General features: G+C 71.7%; 1 protein-coding gene. It reads right to left on the bottom strand.

Translation table 11 applies throughout. From position 1 onward, the window contains the following. Positions 1–21864, bottom strand: a complete 21864-nt coding sequence (locus OG787_RS05240; protein ID WP_405534420.1) for a non-ribosomal peptide synthase/polyketide synthase — start codon at positions 21862–21864, stop codon at positions 1–3. Between the last annotated feature and the right edge of the window lie 73 nt (positions 21865–21937).

Raw genomic sequence — 21937 nt, forward strand, 5'->3', positions numbered from 1 at the left:
TCAGTTGGTTCGGCGGGAGTCGGCGAGGGTCTCCGCCCGGTCCACCAGCGCCCCGAGCGCCCGGAACCAGCGTTCGGCGAGATCCCGTACCGCCTCTTCGGGCAGGACGCCGGGGGCGTAGGTCCAGTGGGCGGAGAGTTCGGGGCCGCCCGGGAGGTCCTCGGTCAGGGCGTTGACGGTCAGGGCGTGGGACAGGGGCATGCCGGGATCGGCTTCCAGGTCGGACGCGTCGGCCTCGGGGGCGTACGACCAGTCGGTGGCCTCGGGGACGCCGAAGCGGCCCATGTAGTTGAACTCGATCTGCGGGCGCGCGAGTTGGGCCAGTTCCGGGCCTGTCTCGGGGTTGAGGTACCGGAGCAGTCCGTGTCCGATGCCGGACATCGGCGGGGCGGTCACGTGCTCCCGTACGCGGGCGAGGGCCGTATCGAGCGCGGGGCCGCCGGCGAGCGCGTCGCCGAGGTCCACGGTCCCGGTGTCCAGCCGTACCGGCACGACCGTGGTGAACCAGCCGACCGTACGGGACAGATCGGCGTCCCCGGCCAACTCGTCCTCGCGGCCGTGTCCTTCGAGGTCGACGAGGACGGACCCGCCGGACGCGGACCCCCGCCAGTCGGCCACGGCGAGGGCGAGCGCGGTCAGCAGGACGTCGTTGACGCTCGCCCCGAAGGCTGCGGGTACGCGGCTGAGCAGCGGCTGCGTACGGTCGGCCGGAAGGGTGAGGGACAAGTGGCGCGAGGCCTCGGTGACATCGCGTTCCGGGTCGAGGGGCCGCAGCAGCGGAAGGGGGTCGGCGTCCGCCAACACCCGGTGCCACAAGGGGAGTTCGTCCTCGGTCGCCGGCTCGACGGCTCGCTGGGCGAGCAGCTCCGACCACCTGCGGAAGGACAGGTCGACCGGTGCCAGGGCGGGCGTCCGGCCCTCCTTCACCTCGCTCCATGCGGCGGCGAGATCGGGCAGCAGCACGCGCCAGGACACGCCGTCCACGACCAGGTGGTGGATGAGCAGGAGCAGTCGGCCGGGGCTGTCCGGGCCCGCGTCGAACCACACGCCCTGGATCATCCGCCCGCCGTCCGGGTCGAGCCGCGTCTGCGCGGCTCGTGCCTGCTCGGCGACGACCTCCCGCAGCGCGACCTCATCGGCACCGGCGATGTCCGCCCGGACCAGCCAGGACTCCGGGGTGAGACTTCCCGTCGGCGGTACGTGCAACGACCAGCGCCCGATCCGCTCCAGCCGGGCCCGCAGCAGGTCGTGCCGGTCGGTGACGGCCTGGAGTACGGCGTGCAGCGCGGCCCCGTCGAGTCCGGCCGGGGTCTGGACGAACGCGGCCTGGTGGTAGCCCGCGATCGGTCCGCCGAGTTCGCGCAGGGCGTGCATGATCGGCGTCAGCGGCACGGTGCCGGAGCCGTCGTCGTGCGCGGGCCGGGCGGAGTCGGCGTCCAGTTCCGTGGCGACGGTGGCCAGGGCGGCGACCGTACGGTGCTGGAAGACCTGGCGCGGGGTGATCCGCAGCCCGGCCGCGCGGGCCCGGCTGACCAGTTGCATGGCGACGATGCTGTCTCCGCCGAGGGTGAAGAAGTCGTCGTCGGCGCCGATCTCGGGCAGGCCGAGGACTTCGGCGAACCGGGCGCAGAGGGTGCGTTCGAGGTCGTTCGCGGGCGCCCGGCCACCGGCGGCGCCGGTGAACTGCGGGGCGGGGAGCGCCCGGCGGTCGAGCTTGCCGTTGGAGAGCAGCGGCAGCTCGTCGAGGACGACCACGGCGGCCGGGACCATGTAGTCGGGCAGGGCTGCCGCGACCTGGGCGCGCAGGTCGGAGGGGTCCGGGGCGGTGGCGCCCTCGGCCGGGACGACGTACGCGGCCAGTTGCTTGATCCTCGGGCGGTCCTCGCGGGCGACGACCACGACCTGGCCGACCGTCGGCTGCCGGTCGAGGACAGCCTCGATCTCGGCGAGTTCGATACGGAAACCGCGGATCTTCACCTGGTCGTCGGCGCGGCCGAGGTATTCGAGCGTTCCCTCGGTTGTCCAGCGTGCCAGGTCACCCGTGCGGTACATGCGTGAACCGAGTTCACCAAAGGGATCGGCTGTGAACCGTTCGGCCGTGAGTTCCGGGCGACCGAGGTATCCACGGGCCAGCCCCTCCCCCGCGAGATACAGCTCACCGGTGACACCCGGCGGCACGGGCCGCAGCCCGGCATCGAGCACATACGCACGCGCGTTCCCCACGGGCCGCCCGACGACCGGCCGCTCGCTCTCCCGCACCCGTGCGGCGAGCGCGTCGACGGTCGCCTCGGTGGGCCCGTACAGGTTGAAGGCCTCGGTGTTCGGCAGCGCGGCCAGTTCGCTCCACAGCGCGTCCGGCACGGCCTCGCCTCCCACACCCACCACCGCGAGCGGGCACTCCCCGTCCTTGATCAGCCCACTGTCGGCCATCTGGGCCAGGAACGACGGCGTGACCTCGATGAAGTCGATGCCCTCCGCCCGGATGGCGGCGGCGGTCAGCTCGGGGTCGCGGCGGGTCTCGTCGTCGAGGATGTGCAGCGCGTGCCCGTCGAGCAGCCACAGTTGCGGCTGCCAGGACGCGTCGAACGAGAACGACCAGAAGTGCCCGACCCGCAGATGCCGCCGCCCGGTGTTCGCCTTGGCAAGATCGTGCAGGGCGCGCCGGTGACTGTGGAAGAGGTTCGCCACGCTCCGGTGGCAGACCACGACTCCCTTGGGCCGCCCGGTGGAACCCGAGGTGTAGATGACGTACGCCGGGTGCTCCGGATCGGGACCGGCGGCCGGGTTGTCGGCGGGCTGCGCGGCCAGTCGTACGGCGGTGTCGTCGGTGTCGAGCAGCAGGCGCGGTACGTCGCTGTCGGGCAGGCCGGCGGTGAGCGCCTCGGTGGTGAGGACGAGCTGGGGCTCGGCGTCGTCGAGCATCGCGAGTACGCGCTCGGTGGGCAGGTCCGCGTCGATGGGCAGATAGGCGGCGCCCGACTTGAGTACGGCGAGGATCGCGAGCAGGAAGTCCGCCGTGCGCGGCAGCGACAGGGCGACGATCCGCTCGGGTCCGGCGCCGTGTTCGGCGAGCAGCCGGGCGAGTCGGTTGGCGCGCTCGTTCAGCTCGGCGAAGGTCCAGGCGACGGGCCCTGCGACGACGGCCACGGCATCGGGAGCCGCAGCGGCCTGTGTCTCGAAGAGCGCGGGCACGGTGGTCGGCCCGTCGGTGTCCGGCAGGCGGGTGTCGTTCCAGGTCTCCAGGACGGTGTGGCGTTCCTCGGGGGTGAGGATGTCGACACGGCCCAGGGGCTGTTCGACGTCGGTGGTCATCGCCTCGAAGAGGCGGACCATGGCGGCGGTGATGCGTTCGGCCGCCGTCCGGTCGAAGAGGTCGGTCCTGAACTCGGCGGTCAGGCGCAGCCGTTCGGCCGGTTCGACGGCCCAGGCGAACGGATAGTGCGTCGAGTCCTGGTGGTCGCGCACCTCCATCCGCAGTCCGCCGCTGCCCTCTCCGCCGATCTCGCCGCCGTCCGGGTAGGACTCGAAGACGACGAGCGTGTCGAACAACTCGCCTAGTCCTGCCCGCCGTTGGATGTCGGCGAGCCCGAGGTGCTGGTGGTCGAGGAGCCGTGACTGCTCGTCCTGGAGCCGGTCGAGGAACGCGGCGAGCGACTCGCGCTCGTCGATACGGACCCGCACCGGCACGGTGTTGATGAACAGCCCGATCATCGCTTCGACACCGGCCAGCTCCGGCGGCCGTCCGGACACGGTCGCACCGAACACCACATCGGTACGCCCGGTGAGCCGACCGAGTACGACGCTCCAGGCGCCCTGTACAAGGGAGTTGACGGTCAGCCCGCGCGAACGGGCCAGTGCGGTCAGCGAGTCGGTCAGCTCGGGCGTCAGGAAGGTGGTGAGCGTTTCGGGCACGACCGGCGCCCGGTTGGGGTCGGCGGGGACGAGATGCGTGGGCTCCTCGAGCCCGTCGAGGGCCTCGGCCCAGGCGGCGGCGGAGGCATCGGCGTCCTGCTGACCGAGCCAGGCCAGATACTCCTTGTACGGGACGGGAGTTGGGAGTGCGGAGGCGGATGCGGTTTCAGCTTCCGCGTACAGGGCGGACAGTTCGGCCGCCAGCCGGGGTACCGACCAGCCGTCGAGCAGCAGGTGCTGGTGCGACAGCACGAGCCGGTGCCGGGCGTCCCCGAGCTTCACCAACATCAGCCGCAGCAGCGGCGGTTGGGCCGGGTCGAAGCGCCGTCGCTCCTGGTCGAGCGCCTTGGTCCACCGCTCGTCGCGGGTGTCCGCGTCGAGTTCCGAGAGGTCGAACTGTCGCCAGGGAAGTGCGGCGGTACGCGGTACGACGGCCACGGGGCGCCCCGACGTTAGGTACCGGAAGCCGGCGCGCAGGTTCCCGTGCCGGTCGAGCAGCGCCTGACCGGCGTCGCGCAGCCGTACGGCGTCCAGCGGCCCGTCGATGTCGTACGCCACCTGCACGGTGTAGACGTCGGGTCCCTCGTCCCCGGAGTCGAAGGAGGCGTGGAACAGCAGCCCTGCCTGGAGCGGCGTCAGCGGCAGGATCTCGGCGGCGCCGAAGCCGGCGACCTCGGTGCGCTCCTCGTCGGTGAGGGCGAGGAGCGCGGTGAGCGAGGCGTCGGTGGCGGGTGTGTCGCCGGGCCCGTTGTCACCGTTCAGGTCGCGGGCCGCGGCGGCCAGCCCGGCGGCCGTCTTGTGGCGGAAGACGTCACGCGGGCTGACCGCCAGCCCAGCCGCACGCACGCGTGCGACCAGCTGCATGGCGACGATGCTGTCGCCGCCGAGGGTGAAGAAGTCGTCGTCCACGCCGACTCGTTCGAGGTTCAGTACGTCCGCGAACAGTCGGCAGAGGATCTCCTCGCGCGGGGTGCGCGGGAGCGTGTCGGTGGTCTCGGTGGCGAAGTCGGGGGCGGGGAGGGCACGGCGGTCGAGCTTGCCGCTGGGGGTGAGGGGCAGCGCGTCCAGGACGACGAAGGCAGCGGGGACCATGTGCTCGGGGAGCGCGGCGGCCGCGTGGGCGCGGAGGGCGGCAGAATCGGGCGTGCGTTCGGGGGTGGCCGGTACGACGTAGGCGACGAGTCGCTGATCGCGGGCGACGACACTCACGTGCCCGACGGTCTCGTGGCGGGCGAGAACGGACTCGATCTCACCCAGCTCGATACGGAAGCCGCGGACCTTGACCTGGTCGTCGGTCCGGCCCAGGTATTCGAGCGTTCCCTCAGTTGTCCACCGTGCCAGGTCACCCGTGCGGTACATGCGTGAACCGAGTTCACCAAAGGGATCGGCTGTGAACCGCTCCGCCGTCAGCCCCGGCCGACCGAGGTAACCACGGGCCAGCTGGACACCAGCCAGGTACAGCTCCCCCGCCACACCCGGCGGAACCGGCCGCAACGCCCCATCCAGAACATATGCACGCGTGTTCCACACCGGACGACCGATCGACACCCGGCCGGAGCCCTCGGAGACCTGACCCGCCGTGACGTCGACCGACGCCTCCGTCGGCCCGTACAGGTTGTGCAACTCGGCCGGCAGCACGGCGTGGAACCGCTCCGCGAGTTCGAGAGGCAGTGCCTCGCCGCTGCACAGGACGCGACGCAGACCCGTGCAGTTCGCGGCGGTGGGCTCGTCGAGGAAGGCGCGCAGCATCGAGGGCACGAAGTGCACGGTGGTGACGGCCTGTTGCCGGATCAGCTCGGCCAGGTAGACGGGGTCCTTGTGCCCCTCGGGCTTGGCGACGACGAGGGTCGCGCCGGTGATGAGGGGCCAGAAGAACTCCCACACCGACACGTCGAAGCTGGACGGCGTCTTCTGGAGCACACGGTCGTCCGCGCCCAGCCCGTACTCGTCCTGCATCCACAGCAGACGGTTGACGATGCCCTCGTGCGGCACCACAACACCCTTGGGACGCCCGGTCGAACCGGAGGTATAGATGACGTACGCCGGGCTCAACGGGTCGTACGAGAACGGGAGTTCAGGGCCCGCCGGTCCATCCGGGAGCGCGTCCCGGATGACGGTCACCGGGCGGGCGTCCGCCAGCATGAACGCCAGCCGCTCCTCCGGGTAGTCGGCGTCCAGCGGCAGATAGGCGGCCCCGGTCCGGTGGACCGCGAGCAGGGCGACGATCAGTTCGGTGGAGCGGGGCAGTGCGACGGCGACGGTCTGTTCGGGAGCGGCGCCCAGGCCGGTCAGGACGCGTGCGGTGTGCTCGACCCGGGAGTCCAACTCGGCGTATGTCAGGCGCTGTTCGCCGAAGACGACGGCGGTCGCGTCCGGCGTACGGGCCACCTGGGCCCGGAACAGCTCGGGCAGGCTGGTGGCCGGGACCTCGCGGGTGGTGCCGTTCCAGTCGCCCAGAACGAGCTGCCGTTCGGTCTCCTCCAGCACCTCCAAGTCCCGTACCCGCACGTCGGGTTCGGCCGCCACCTGCTTCAGGAGCCGCATCAGCCGCCCCGCGAGCCGCTCGACCGTGCCGTGGTCGAACAGGTCGGCGCTGTACTCGATCCACCCCTGGATGCCGGACCCGTCGCCCTGCTCGATGAAGTCGAAGCTCAGATCGAACTTGGCGCTCTGCTGCCGGAGCGGCTCACGGCTCGCCGCCAGCCCCGGGAAGTCGGGGCTGCCGCCGGGGTCGCCGAGGTAGACGACCATGACCTGGAACAAGGGGTGCCTGGCCAGTGAGCGGGTCGGGTTGAGGGCCTCCACCAGGCGTTCGAACGGCAGATCCTGGTGCTCGTAGGCGGCGAGGTCGGTGTCGCGCACCCGGTCGAGCAGTTCGGCGAAGGTCGGGGCGCCCGACAAGTCGGTACGCAGGACGAGGGAGTTGACGAAGAACCCGATCAGGTCCTCCAGCTTCTCGTCGCCACGGCCCGAGATGGGGGTGCCGAGCGGGATGTCGTCCCCGGCACCGAGCCGGTGCAGCAGCACGGCCACGGCCGCCTGGGCGACCATGAACATGCTGGCGCCGTGCCGGTTCGCGAGGCCACGCAGGGCGCGTTCCAGCTCACCGTCGAGGGTCAGCCCGACGGCACCACCACGCTGGCTGCCCTCCGGCAGACGCGGGCGGTCGGCCGGGAGGACCAGCTCTTCGGGAAGCCCGGCCAAGGCCTGTTCCCAGTAGGCGAGTTGGCGGACGTGCAGGCTGGCGGGGTCGGAGTCCTCGCCGAGGAGCCGGTGGTGCCACAGGGTGTAGTCGGCGTACTGCACGGGCAGCGGCGCCCACTCCGGCGCACGGCCTTCGCATCGGGCGCGGTAGGCCGTGGCGAGGTCGCGCCACAGGGGACGGTCCGACCATTCGTCGCCTGCGATGTGGTGCAGGACGAGGAGCAGGATGTATTCCTGCGGAGCAGTCTCGAACACATGGGCCCGCAGCGGCAGTTCACGGTCCAGCTCGAAGCCACGCGCGGCGGCGCCGTCCAGCCGCTCGGCGAGTTCGGCCTCGGTGACCCGCTCGTGGTGCACCGGGATCTCGAACTCGTCCGGACCCAGGACGAGTTGGTGGGCGCGGCCGTCGTGGTCGGGGAACACCGTGCGAAGGCTCTCGTGGCGCACCGCGAGATCCCGGACGGCGGTGGTCAGGGCGTCGAGTTGCAGGGCGCCGGTCAGCCGCCAGGCCGCCGGGATGTTGTACGTGGCTCCGGGGCCGTCGATGCGGTGCAGCAGCCACAGCCGCTGCTGGGCGAAGGACAGGGGCAGGGGCTCGTCCCCGTCCCTGTCGTGGGCGAGGGGTGCGAGCGTGGGCAGGGCCGTGTCGGTGCCCTCGCCGAGACGCTCGGCCAGGCGGGCGGGGGTGGGGGCCTCGAAGACGGTACGGACGGTGAGGTCGGTGCCCAGCGCCGTGCGGACACGGCTGACCAGTCGCATCGCGAGGAGCGAGTGACCGCCGAAGGCGAAGAAGTCGTCGTCCACGCCGACTCGTTCGACGTTCAGTACGTCCGCGAACAGGCCGCAGAGGATTTCTTCGTGCGGGGTGCGCGGCAGGCCCTCGCCCGCTCCGGCCGCCGCCGAGAAGTCGGGAGCGGGGAGGGCCTTGCGGTCGAGCTTGCCGTTGGGAGTGAGGGGCAGCGCGTCCAGGACGACGAAGGCGGCGGGGACCATGTGCTCGGGGAGCGCGGCGGCCGCGTGTCGACGGAGTGCAGAGCCGTCGATGGCAGCGGCGGCGGCCGGGACGACGTACGCGACGAGCCGCTGATCGCGGGCGACGACACTCACATGCCCGACGGACTCGTGACGAGCGAGAACGGACTCGATCTCACCCAGCTCGATACGGAACCCACGAATCTTGACCTGGTCATCGGTCCGGCCCAGGTATTCAAGTGTTCCCTCAGTTGTCCAGCGTGCCAGGTCGCCGGTCCGATACATGCGTGAACCGAGTTCACCAAAGGGATCCGCTGTGAACCGCTCCGCAGTCAGTCCCGGCCGACCGAGATAGCCACGCGCCAACTGCACACCGGCCAGATACAGCTCCCCCGCCACCCCCGGCGGAACCGGCCGCAACGCACCATCCAGAACATACGTACGCGTGTTCCACACCGGACGACCGATCGACACCCGATCGGTCGCCTCCGTCACCTGACCGGCGGTGACGTCCACCGACGCCTCCGTCGGCCCGTACAGGTTGTGCAGCTCGGCGGGGAGTACCGCACGGAAGCGCTGGGCCAGCTCGTCCGGCAGCGCCTCCCCACTGCACATCACCCGCCGCAGCCCCAGGCAGCCCGCCGCCGAGGGCTCCTCCAGGAACAGCTGGAGCATCGACGGCACGAAGTGCACGGTCGTGATGCCCTGCTCCTGGATCACCTCGGCCAGATAGGCGGGGTCCTTGTGCCCCTCCGGCCTGGCCACCACCAGCGCGGCGCCGGTGATCAGCGGCCAGAAGAACTCCCACACCGACACGTCGAAGCTGGACGGCGTCTTCTGGAGCACACGGTCGTCGCCGGTCAGCCCGTACTCGTCCTGCATCCACAACAGACGGTTGACGATGCCCTCGTGCGGCACCACGACACCCTTGGGACGCCCGGTCGAACCAGAGGTGTAGATGACGTACGCCGGACTCAACGGATCGTAACTGTCCGGAAGTTCAGCGCCCACCGGCCCCTCCGGCAGCGCATCCCGGATCACCGTCACCGGGCGGGCGTCCGCCAGCATGAACGCCAGCCGCTCCTCCGGGTAGTCGGCGTCCAGCGGAAGATACGCCCCGCCCGCACGATGGACGGCCAGCAGCGCCACCACCAGGTCCACCGAGCGGGGCAGCGCGACGGCGACCGTCCGCTCCGGGCCCACTCCCATGCCGGCCAGCACGCCCGCCGTACGCTCGACGCGTTCGTCCAACTCGGCGTATGTCAGCCGCTCTTCGCCGAAGACCAGGGCCAGTGCGTCCGGTGTACGGGCCACCTGCGCCCGGAACAGTGCGGGCAGGCTGGTGGCCGCCACCTGGCGGTCGGCGCCGTTCCAGTCACTCAGGACAACCTGCCGTTCGGACTCCTCCAGTACCTCCAAGTCCTGTACCAGGACGTCGGGTTCACCGGCCACCTGCTCCAGCAGCCGTACCAGGCGCCCGGCAGTGCGGGTGGCCGTCGCCTCGTCGCAGAGGTCGGTCGCGTACTCCAGGAGGAGGGCCAGGCGGTCCGAGTCGTCCACGAAGGTGAAGTGGAGGTCGAACTTGGCCATGCCGGTGTCCATGTCGAACCAGTCGGTCGGCATGCCGAGCACATCGGGGTCGCCGTCAGGCCGGTAGTGGTAGCCGAGCATGACCTGGAAGAGCGGGTTGCGGCCGGGCACACGGGCCGGGTTGACGGCCTCCACGACTTGGTCGAAGGGCAGATCTTGGTGCTCGAACGCGGCCAGGGAGGATTCCCGCACCCTTGCCGCCAGTTGACGGAACGTCAGCTCGTCGCCCGACACGTCCGTCCGCAGCACGAGCGTGTTGACGAAGAAACCGACGAGGTCGTCGAGCGCGTCGTCCGTGCGGCCCGCGATCGGGGCGCCGAGGGGGATGTCGTCCCCGGCGCCGAGGCGGTGCAGCAGCGCGGCCGTGGCGGCCTGGAACAGCATGAACATGCTGGTGCCGGTGGTACCGGACAGATCGCGCAGGGCGAGGCCGGTGTCGGCGGGCAGTTCCAGCCTGACCTTGCCGCCGCGCCCGGTGGGCTCGGCGGGCCGGGGCCGGTCGAGGGGCAGGTGCAGCTCCGCCGGGAGGTCCCGCAAAGTCTCAGTCCAGTGGGCGAGTTGGGCCTCGCCGACCTGCCCGAGCAACGACTCCTGCCAGAGGGTGTAGTCGGCGTACTGGACCGGCAGCGGCGCCCACTCGGGGGCGCGGCCCGCGCGCCGGGTCCGGTAGGCGGTCGTCAGATCGGCCAGGAAGGGGCGGTCGGACCACTCGTCAGTCGTGATGTGGTGGAGGACGACGGCCACGACATGGTCGGCCGGGCCGACCCTCAACACCTCGCACCGCAGCGGGAGTTCACTCGTGAGATCGAAGGGGCGGCGCTGCGCAGACTCGATCCGGTCGGCCAACTCCCCCGCCCCGCAGTCCGTCACGGTGAACTCGGGGTCGGCCTCGGCTGCCGCGACGATGAGCTGGTACGGCTCGCCGTCCTGCTCGGGGAACATCGTCCTGAGCGCTTCATGGCGTCCCGCGACATCCCGTACGGCCGCCCGGAGCGCGTCGAGGTCCAGGTCTCCACGGAGTCGGAAGACGAGCGGGAAGTTGTAGGCGACGCCGCTGCCGGTGATCCGTTCGACCAGCCACAGGCGGCGCTGCGCGGCCGAGAGGGGGATGCGCTCGGGCCGGGTGGCGGGAGCGACGGCCGGTCGGGCCGGGCGTGAGCTGTCGGCGCGGGCCGCGAGCTGCTCGGGCGTGGGTGCCTCGAACAGGTCCCGGATGGCCAGCTCGGCGCCCAGTTCGGTGCGGGCGCGGCTGATCAGACGGGTGGCGAGGAGAGAGTGGCCGCCAAGGTCGAAGAAGCCGTCCTCGGCGCCGACTTCGGGCAGGCCGAGCACCTCGGCGAAGAGCCGGCAGAGCACCTCTTCCTGCGGGGTGCGCGGGCCTCGGCCGGTGCCGAGGGCGACGGCAGGTTCGGCGTCGGGCAGGGCACGGACGTCCAGCTTGCCGTTGTCGTTCATGGGCAGCCGGTCGAGGGTGACGAACGCGGCCGGGACCATGTACTCGGGCAGCCGCTGCTTGAGGTCCTCGCGGAGCTGCCGGATCAGGCTGTTGGCGTCGCGGGCGGCCGTCGGGGAGTTGGCGTACGGGGCCGCCCCGCCGCCGGGGAGATAGAGCCCGGCGGTGAGTGAAGGCACCTCGCCGGGGACGAACACGGCGTCGTACGTGCCAGGTTGGGCGGACCAGGTGGTCAGGACGCGGTGACCGAGTTCGGCCGCGAGGTCGCGCAGCGCCTCCGAGTCGACTCCCCCGGCGGTGCCGATACGGGCGTCGGGGATGCCGGTGAGGCGCAGGGGCACCTCGGCCAGCAGCTCCGCCAAGTCACCACCTTCGGCGCCGAATCGGTCGGCGTCGAAGGGGAGGGTCGGCACATCGGCCAACCGCAGGCCCGGCTCGTCGGCGTACAGGACGGCGTCGTAGCGGTAGCGGGTGAGTTCGTTGTGGTGGCGGGCCTGCTTGGTGCGGAGGTCGACGCCGTAGCCGAGGGTGGTGAAGTAGTCGGGGTCGACGAGGAGTTCCTTCTCCAGGCGCAGGCCGCGTTCGACGGCCCGGCCCAGCGCATCGCCGCTGACGCCCTTCGCCTCCTGGATCTCGGTCTGGAAGGTGCGGGCGAGCCGCAGGTTGCGGACGTCGCCGACGAACAGCGCGCCGCCGGGAGCCAGCAGCCCCATCGCGCCCTGGATCACCGAGGTCAGGTAGTCGATGCTGGGGAAGTACTGGATGACGGAGTTGATGACGACGGTGTCGAAGTAGCCGTCGCCGGGCAGGCCGGTGAGGTCGTCGGCGGGCTGGGCGCGGAGCGTGACCCTGGAGGCCAACTCCGGGTCCTGGAGCAGCTCCTGGCCGATCTTGCGGATGACGGGGGCGGCGAAGTCGGTGGCCCAGTAGGCCTCGGCCTCCGGGGCGAGCTTGGACAGGAGCAGGCCCGAGCCGACGCCGATCTCAAGAATCCTGCGCGGCGCCAGGGAGCGGATGCGCTCCACGGTGGCCTCGCGCCACTCCCGCATGTGGTCGAAGGGGATGGGCTGACCGTCGTACGACGAATCCCAGCCCGCGTACTCCTCGGTGAAGACGGCGGTGCTGATCTCCTCGTACTCGTCGGAGTAGATCTCCTGCCACTCGCCGACCTGGTCGCGCTCGGCGGAATCCCGGTCGGAGCCCGCGAGTTGGGCGGGGACGACGTAGCCGACGAGGCGCTCGTCGCGGACGATCACGGCGGCGTGGGCGACCCGCTCGTGCTGGGCGAGGACGGTCTCGATCTCGCCCAGCTCGACGCGGTAGCCACGGATCTTGACCTGGTCGTCGGTGCGGCCGAGGAAGTCGAGGTTGCCGTCGGGGTTGCGGCGCACCAGGTCACCGGTGCGGTACATGCGCTCGCCGGGTTCACCGAACGGGTCGGCGACGAACCGTTCGGCGCTGAGGGACGGCCGGTTGAGGTAGCCGCGTGCCAGACCGATCCCGGCGATGTACAGCTCCCCCGGCACACCTTCCGGCACCGGGCGCAGCCAGGCGTCCAGGATGTGGGCGCGGGTGCCACGGATCGGACGACCGACGGTCGGGGTGGCACTGTCGAGGGTGCCACCACCCAGCGTGTTGATCGTGTACTCGGTCGGCCCGTAGAGGTTGTAGCCGTACGTGCCCTCGGTGTCCCGGAGCCGGTTCCACACCGTCTCCGACACGGCCTCGCCGCCGAGGAGGACCAGCGGCGGGCAGTGTCCCTCCAACAGGCCTTCCTCGATGAGGAGATGGGCGTAGGTCGGGGTCACGTTGACGACGTCGACGCGATGGCGTTCGCAGTAGGCGACCAGGGCTTCGGCGTCGCGCCTCAACTCCTCGTCGCAGATGTGGACTTCATGTCCCTCGACCAGCCACAGCAGCTCCTCCCACGACATGTCGAAGGCGAAGGACACGGTGTGCGCGATGCGCAGCCGCCGTCCGCCCGCCGACGCGATCGCCGGTTCGAAGATCTCCTTCTGGTGGTTGAGCTGCATGTTGGTGAGGCCCCGGTACGGCGTGACGACACCCTTGGGGCGGCCGGTGGAACCGGACGTGTAGATGACGTACGCCGGGTGTTCCAGGCTGAAGGCGACGGAGACCAAGTCGCCGGGCAGCGCGCCCAGTTCAGTGGCGATCGCCGGGTCGTCGAGCAGGACGCGAGGTGTCTCGCCGATGAGCCGCGCGGACACGGCGGCCGTGGACAGGAGCATCGTCGGGCGGGCGTCGTCGAGCATCGCGGCGAGCCGGTCGTCCGGGTAGTCCAGCTCCAGCGGCAGATAGGCGGCGCCCGTGCGCAGTACGGCGAACAGGGCGACGACCATGTCCAGGGAGCGGGGCAGCCCGAGGGCGACGACCCGCTCGGGGGCGGCGCCCCGCGCGATGAGCAGCCGGGCCATCTGGTTGATGCGGGTGTCGAGTTCGGCGTAGGTGAGGGTGCGGTCGCCGAAGACGACGGCCGTCGAGTCGGGGGTGGCGGCGGCCTGGGCGGCCAGCAGGTCGGCGATCGTCTCCGTGGGGTCGGGGACGCGTCCGGCGGCCCGCTCCTGCTCCAACTCGGTGTGTTCGGCGGGGAGTAGCGGGTCGAGGCCGCCCACGGGGGCGTCGAGATCGTGCGTGAGCCGGTCCAGGAGGAGGGTGAAGCGGTCGAGCAGGTCCTGGGCCTGGGGGCGGGCGATGACGTCGGCCCGGTGGGTCAGGGTGACCTGGATGGAGCGGCCCGGGGTCACGACGAGGTTGACCGGGTAGTGGGTCGCGTCGACGTTGGCGACGGCGGTGGCGCCGTGCCGGTCGCTCAGCTCGGCGAGCCGCTCCTCGGTGTCGTTGTTGCGCAGCACGAACAGGGTGTCGAAGAGCCGCCGATGCCCGGTCTCGGCTTGCAGCACACCCAGGCCGAGGTACTCGTACGGCATGACGGCGAGGCGCTCGTCCTGGACGCGGCGCAGCAGCCCGAGCACCGGCTCGGCCGGGTCGTAGGCGATGCGGGCGGGGACGGTGTTGAGGAACATGCCGATGACGTTCTCGATGTCCGGCACCTCGCTCGGCCGGCCGGCGACGGTCGTGCCGAAGACGACGTCGGTACGGCCGGTCGCGCTCGCCAGGGTGAGCCCCCAGGCCGCGTTGAGCACGGTGTTGAGGGTCAGCCCGTGTGCCCGTCCGAGGGCGCGCAGCCGCTCGCCCACCTCGTCCGGGACGAGGGTGTCGAGGCTGGCCGGGATGTCCGGTTCGAGGCCCTGGTCGGCGGCGGCGAGCAGGGTGGGCTCGTCGAGTCCGGCGAGGGCGCGGCGCCAAGCGCCGGTGGCGACGGCCGTGTCCTGGACCTCCAACCAGGTCAGATAGTCACGGTAGTTGCCGGGCGCGGGCAGGGTGCTCGCGTCGCCGCCGTTCTCGTACAGGGCGAAGAGCTGGTCGAGGAAGATCCAGGCGGACCAGCCGTCCCAGAGGAGCAGATGACGCCCGACGACCAGCCGGTCGCCCCGGTCCGCGCCGAGGCGGACGAGGAGCATCCGGAAGAGCAGCGGCCGGGTGAGGTCGAAACGGCGGGAGCGCTCGGCTTCGGTCAACTCCCGCAGCCGGATGTCCTGTTCGTCCGTCGGGAGCCCGGACAGGTCGACCTCTTCGAGCGGGATCTCGGGGTCGCGCACGATGAACTGCACCGGCTGGCGCAGGCCCTCGCTGGTGAACCCGGCGCGCAGGCTGGGGTTGCGGGTCAGCAAGACCCGTACGGCGGCACGGAGTCGGTCGGTGTCGAGGGGTTCGGCGAGGTCGAAGGACTCGTGGACGGTGTAGACGTCCAGGGCGCTGTCGTCGTACGTGGAGTGGAAGAACAGGCCTTCCTGGAGGGGGGCCAGCGGCCAGATGTCCTCGACGGGGTCGGGGCTGAGCCGGTGGACGCGCTCGGTCTCCTCGGCCGTGAGGGCGAACGAGGAGCGCAGGGCGGCCACTTCGGCCACGAGTGTCGCCGCTGCGGCGAGGGCGGCCGGGGTGCGGTGCTCGAAGACGTCACGCGGATTCAGGTCCAGGCCGGCCCGGCGGGCGCGGCTGGAGACGCCGATGGAGGTGATGCTGTCGCCGCCGAGCATGAAGAAGTCGTCGTCGATCCCGACCTCGTCGAGCTTCAGTACGGCCGCGAAGATCCCGGTGAGGGCGTGCTCACGCTCGTTGCGCGGGGCTCGTGTCTCCGCCCGTACCGCCTGCGGGGCGGGCAGCGCGGCCCGGTCGAGCTTGCCGCTCGGGGTGAGCGGAAGGGCGTCGAGGACGACGTAGGCGGCCGGGATGACGGCGGCGGGCAGTTCCTCGCCGAGCGCGGCCTGGAGTTCGGCGGGCGACGGGACTTCGGCGTCGCGGGCCGGCACGACGTACGCGACCAGTTGGCCGCCGTTCACGGTGACGGCGGACTGCGCGACCGTCGGCTGACGGGTCAACGCGGCCTCGATCTCGCCGAGTTCGATCCGGTTGCCCCTGATCTTCACCTGACGGTCGGTGCGGCCGAGGTACTCGATCACCCCGTCGGCGCGGCGGCGCACGAGGTCACCAGTGCGGTACATGCGCTCGCCGGGCTCCCCGTACGGGTCGGCGACGAAGCGCTCGGCGGTCAGCTCCGGCCGGGCGTGATAGCCACGCGCCAGCTGAACACCCGTCAAGTACAGCTCGCCGGGGACCCCTTCGGGCGCCGGGCGCAGGCAGGAGTCGAGGACACGCAGGCCCGTGTTCCACACCGGACGTCCGATGGGCACGGTGGTTCCGGGCGTGCCGTCGTACGGGTGGTAGGTGACATCGACGGCGGCCTCGGTGGGGCCGTACAGGTTGTGCAGCGGTACGCCGGTCAGCTCGCGCCAGCGGGCGGCGGCAGCGCCGGGCAGCGCCTCGCCACTGCTGAAGACGTTGCGCAGGGACACGGCCCAGCTCGGGTCGGTCGTGATCTCGTCGGACTGGAGGAAGGCCTCCAGCATCGACGGCACGAAGTGCATCGTGGTGATGCCCTGTTCGCGGATCAGCCCGGCGAGATAGGCGGGGTCGCGGTGTCCGTCCGGGCGGGCGAGGACCACGGCGGCGCCCTCGCACAGCGCCCAGAAGAACTCCCAGACGCTGACGTCGAAGCTGGCCGGGGTCTTCTGCAACACCCGGTCGGCAGCGGTCAGTTCGTAGGCGCCCTGCATCCAGGACAGCCGGTTGACGATGGCCCGGTGAGTGACGACGACACCCTTGGGGCGGCCGGTGGAGCCGGAGGTGTAGATCAGGTAGGCCGGGTCGTCGGGGTGGGCGGGGAGCGGCTCGGGGCCGATCTCCTCGGCCGGGGTGTCGAGCAGCAGGAGGGCCTGCCCCGGGGGCAGTTGGGGTGCCGTCGCCGAGGTGGTGACCACCGTTTCCGCGCCGGAGTCGGCGAGCATGTGCGCCACCCGGTCGGCCGGGTAGTCCACGTCGACCGGCAGGTAGGCGGCACCCGACTTCAGGACGCCGAGCAGCGCGACCATCAGCTCGGCCGAGCGCGGGACGGCGACGGCGACGACCGTGCCGGGGTGTGCGCCCCGGGCGGTCAGTCGACGCGCCAACTTCCCTGCTCTGGAGTCGAGTTCGGAGTAAGTGAGCGCCTCGCCGTCGTACACGACCGCGGTCGCTTGCGGAGTGCGGGCCACCTGAGCCTCGAAGGCCGCGGCGAGGGTCGTGGCCGGGATGTCACGCTGCTCGCCCGCCGGGTGCGCGGCGAGGAGTTCGTCGGCCGACAGCAGGTCCACGTCGGCGGCGGACTGTGCCGGGTCGGCTGCCAGGGCGTGCAGGATGCGGGAGAGCCGGTCCGCGATCCGGCGTACCGCGTCGGCGTCGAGTCGCTGGGCGTGGTGCTTGAGCCGCAGGTCGAGGCGTCGGCCGGGCTTGACGATCAGGGCGAGCGGATAGTGGACGGCGTCATGGAACTCGTGGCCAGTCAGGCGGAGCGTGCCGCTCGGGTCGGCGAGGTCGGTCGCGGCCGGGTAGTTCTCGAAGACGACGAGGGTGTCGAAGAGTTCACCGGCGCCCGCGAGGCCCGCGACGCGCTGGAGTTCGGCGAGGCCGAGGTGCTGGTGGTCCAGCAGCTGGGACTGCTCGTCCTGGAGGCGAGCCAGGAGACCGGCAAGGGTGTCGGAGGGCTCCCAACGGAAGCGCGTCGGGAGGGTGTTGATGAACAGGCCGATCATCGACTCGATGCCCTCGACCTCGGCGTCACGCCCCGAGACGGTGGTACCGAACACCACGTCCTGGCGTGCCGTGAGCCGGCCGATGAGCAGGCCCCAGGCGCCCTGGACGACCGTGCCGAGGGTCACGCCGTTCTCCCGGGCCCGCGCGGCCAGTCGGGCGGTGACCTGCTCGGACAGTTCGAGGCGGACCTGCGCGGGCTCGACGGGCGTACCGTCGGCCGGGGTCTCGACGAGCCGCGTCGGCTCCTCGACCCCGGCGAGAGCCGTCCGCCAGGCGGTACGTGCGGCCTCACGGTCGGCGCCGGCCAGGCGGCGCAGGTAGGCGCTGTACGGCGCGGGCTGCGGCAGCGCGGCCGGGATCTCCCCGTAGGAGGCCATCAGTTCGCGATGCAGGACGGGCAACGACCAACCATCGGCGACGATGTGATGGAACGTCAGAAGTAGTCGGCTGCGGTGCTCGTCGAGGCGGATCAGCGCGCAGCGCATGAGCGGCGGGTTCGCGAGGTCGAAACGGCGGGTGCGTTCGGCGGCGGCGACCGCGTCGGCCAGCGGGACGCGGGCGGGCCCGTCGTGGACGGTCAGGTCGACTTCCCGCCAAGGGAGTTCGAGGTCCCCGGCGATGATCTGCACGGGCTGCCCGTCCGGGCGGCGACGGAAGCAGGCGCGCAACGGGGCGTGCCGGTCCAGGATGCGCTGGGCGGCCTTGCGCAGGGCTTCGCCGTCGACCGGGCCGGTCAGTTCGAGGGCCTGCTGGACGACGTACGCGTCCAGGTCTGCGCCGTCGACGAGGGAGTGGAAGCAGAAGCCCTCCTGGAGGGGGCTCAGCGGCAGCGCCTCCTCGACGGTGACCGGGAACTCGCCCTGGATCTCGGCGAGTTCGGTCGCGGTGAGAACGACCAGCGGGGCGCCCGGCTCGGCGGACTCCTCAGCCACTTCCCCGGCCGCTGCCGCGAGTGCGGCGACCGTGCGGTGTTTGAAGACGTCCCGTGAGCTGAGGCGCAGGCCCGCGCGGCGGGCGTGGACGAGGAGTTGGATGGCGGTGATGCTGTCGCCGCCGAGGGCGAAGAAGTCGTCGTCGATGGTGACCGAGCGCAGCCCGAGGACGTCGGCGCAGGCCGCGCAGAGGAGTTCCTCGCGGGCGTCGCGGGGCGGGCGGCCCGCACTGAGGGCGCCGTAGTCGGGGGTCGGGAGTGCGGCGGCGTCGAGCTTGCCGCTCGGGGTGACCGGGAGACGGTCGAGGGGGACGACGGCCGCCGGGACCATGTACTCGGGGAGTTGGTCGGCGGCGTACGAACGCAGCGTCCGCATCAGGGCGTTGATGTCCCGGAAGGGTGCCGGGCGGTTGGCGTGCGGGGCGGTGCCGGACGGGCGGTAGAGGCCGGTGAGCGGGGTGTCCCCGAGGGCGAACACGACGTCGAGGCTGCCGTCGTCGGCGGTGCCGTTCCAGGTGACGGCGGTCCGGTGGCCGGAGCGGGCACCGAGAGCGTGGAAGACCTCGGGGTCCGGGGCGTCCGCCGTACGGCTGCTGTCGTCCAGGGCGGACAGGGCGGCCAGGTCCTCGGCGAGGCGGGCATTGGGCACACCGGTGACCCGGAGCAGTCCGGGCCCGTCGGCCAGGAGGGCTTCGAGGGCCTCGGGACCGCTCCAGACGATCTCCGTACCGGCGACCGGTGCCACAGCCGCCGTCTGCTTGCTGAGGACGACGTCGTAGCGGTACCGGGTCAGTTCGTTGTGGTGGGCGCCGCGCTTGACGTGGATCTCGGCGTCGAAGCCGTCGAGGGCCGCGAAGTAGTCGGGGTCCAGGAGGAGTTCGCCCTCCCAGGCGACCGACCGCTCGACGGCGGCCCGCAGGGCCTGCTTGTCGTCCGCGTCGCCTGTTCGGCGGCTCTCGACGGCCGCGCGCAGGCAGCGCAGGAGGCGGGCGTTGCGGACGTCGCCGATGAACAGCCGGCCGCCGGGCGCGAGGAGCGTGCCGATCGCCCGGACGACATCGGTCAGATAGTCGGCGCTCGGGAAGTACTGGGCGACGGAGTTGATGACGACGGTGTCGAAGTGAGCGGCCGGAAGTCCGCTCACATCGTGCGCGGGCTGGGCCGACAGCCGTACGCGGTCGGCGAGTTCGGGGACCGCCTCGACCTGGGTGCGCAGGGCGCGTACGGCCTCCTCGGAGAGGTCGGTGCCCCAGTACTCGTCGCAGTCGGGAGCGATACGGGCGAGGATCAGACCGCTGCCGACGCCGATCTCCAGTACGCGGCGGGGTGCGAGTTCCGTGATGCGGGCGACGGTCGCCGCACGCCACTCGCGCATCTCCTCGACGGGGATGGGCAGCCCGTCGTACATGCTGTTCCAGCCCGCGAAGTTCTCGCGCAGCCCTGCCGGACCTTCCGTGCCGCCCTCCGATCCGGCGGCGGAGTAGAGCAGTTCGTGCAGGTCCTTCCACTCCTGGACCTGGTCGGCGGTGTCGTGGTGGGCCGTGTCGGCGTCCAGCGCGGGCACGACGTACGCGGCGAGGCGGCGGTCGCCGGGGCGGTCCTCGCGTACGACGACCGCTGCCTGGTCGACCGCAGGGTGGGCGCGGAGCACGGACTCGATCTCGCCGGGCTCGATTCGGAAGCCGCGGATCTTGACCTGCGAGTCGGCGCGGCCGAGGAACACCAGCCGGCCGTCGGCCTGCCGGCGGACCAAGTCGCCTGTGCGGTAAAGGCGTTCGCCGGGTGCGCCGAACGGGTCGGCGACGAACCGCTCGGCGGTCAGGTCGGGCCGCCCGAGGTAGCCACGGGCGAGCCCGGCGCCGCCGAGGTACAACTCGCCCGGGACACCGGCCGGGACGGGCTTCAGACGGGCGTCGAGGACGTACGCGCGCGTGCCCGGGTCCGGGATGCCGATGGGGACGATCGAGCCGGCCGGGATGTCGGGGTCGCACAGGCCGAGGGTCGAGTTGGTGGTGGCCTCGGTGGGGCCGTACGCGTTGAACATCATCCTGCCCCGCGCGTACCGCCCGACCAGCTCGGGCGAGACGCGCTCGGTGCCCGCGAGCAGGGTGGCGGGCGGGAGTTCGACGTCCTCGGGCATCGCCGCCAGCAGGGCGGGCGGAAGGATCATGAACGTGATGCCGTGGGCGTGGGCGTAGTCGGCCAACGCCGGGCCGGGCACCCGGCGTTCGGACGGCACGACGACGAGCCGGCCGCCGGACAGCAGGCCGAGGCACAGGTCCCAGAAGGCCACGTCGAAGCTGGGCGAGGCGAACTGGAGCACCCGGCTGTGCGGGCCGATCCCGAACCGCTCGCTCTGCGTGGCGACCAGCTTGGCGACGCCCGCGTGGGTGAGGACGACGCCCTTGGGGCGGCCGGTGGAGCCGGAGGTGTAGATGACGTACGCGGCGTTGGCGATCGTCAGCGCGCTAGGATCGGCGCCCGTCGGCTGCTGCCCCGCCAACTCCCGTACGGTGTCCGGCGCGTCGAGGACCAGGATCTCCGTGCCGTCGTTCGCCGGGATGTCCACGGCGACCTCGGCGGTCGTGACCAGGCAGACGGGGTGGGCGTCGGCGAGCATGTACGAGATGCGGTCGGCCGGGTAGTCGGTGTCGACCGGGAGGTAGGCGGCGCCGGACTTCAGCACCGCGACCTCGGCGACGATCAGCTCCGCCGAGCGGGGCACCGCGAGGGCGACCACGCGCTCGGGTCCGGCTCCCCGGGCGATCAGGGCGGCGGCCAACCGGCCCGCCCGCTCGTCCAGTTCGGCGTAGGTGAGCGAGGTGTCCTCGAAGACCAGCGCGATCTCGTCCGGGCGCTCCCGCACCTGGTCGGCGAACATCTCGGGCCAGGTGCGCAGGGGGATGTCGTGGTCGGTGTCGTTCCAGTCGCGCAGGACGCGGCCGTGCTCCTCGGCGTCGAGCAGCGCCAACTCGCCGACGGGGGTGTGCGGGTGGGCGAGGGCGTCGGCGAGCAGGGTCGTGTAGTGGCCGGCCATGCGCTCGGCGGTCGCGGCCTCGAAGAGGTCCTCGCGGTAGGTCACCCGCAGTTCACCGGCGTGGACGGCGAGAGCGAGGTCGAGCAGCTCCTCGCCGGTCGGCACGTCACCGAACGCCGCGTTGAACAGCAGTCCGCCGCCCCGGGTGGGCTCCGGCCGCAACCAGTCCGCCAGCGTGGCGTGTTCGACCCGGTGGGCCAGGGCCTCCTCGCGCGCGTCGGTCACCCGCCGCACGAGGTCCGTGAAGGAGGCGCCGCCGTCGACAGCGATCCGCAGCGGCAGACCCTCGTACCCGAAGGTGATGTCGTGGGCGCCGCTGTAGCGGTGCAGCAGGGCGGCGTACACGGCCAGCAGAATCGATTCGGTGGGTGCGACCGGCGCGGCCAACGGGCGACGCAGCGTGTGTCGTTCACCGGAGGGGCGCAATGGGTACGGAAAGTCGACCGGGAGAGCGGTCTCCTGCGGGAGCGGTTCGAGCAGCCGTCGCCAGAAGGCCGAGAGCGCGCCTTCCGCGTCGTCGTCGATACCGAGCACACGTACTTCGAAACCGGACACAGGCGACCGTGCCTCCAGGGTGTACGGACCGGCTCAGCCGGAGGACCGCGGGCCATACTAAGGTAAGCATTAC

This window comes from Streptomyces sp. NBC_00075 (genome assembly GCF_045041225.1).
In the GTDB taxonomy this organism is placed as follows: Bacteria; Actinomycetota; Actinomycetes; order Streptomycetales; family Streptomycetaceae; genus Streptomyces; species Streptomyces adonidis.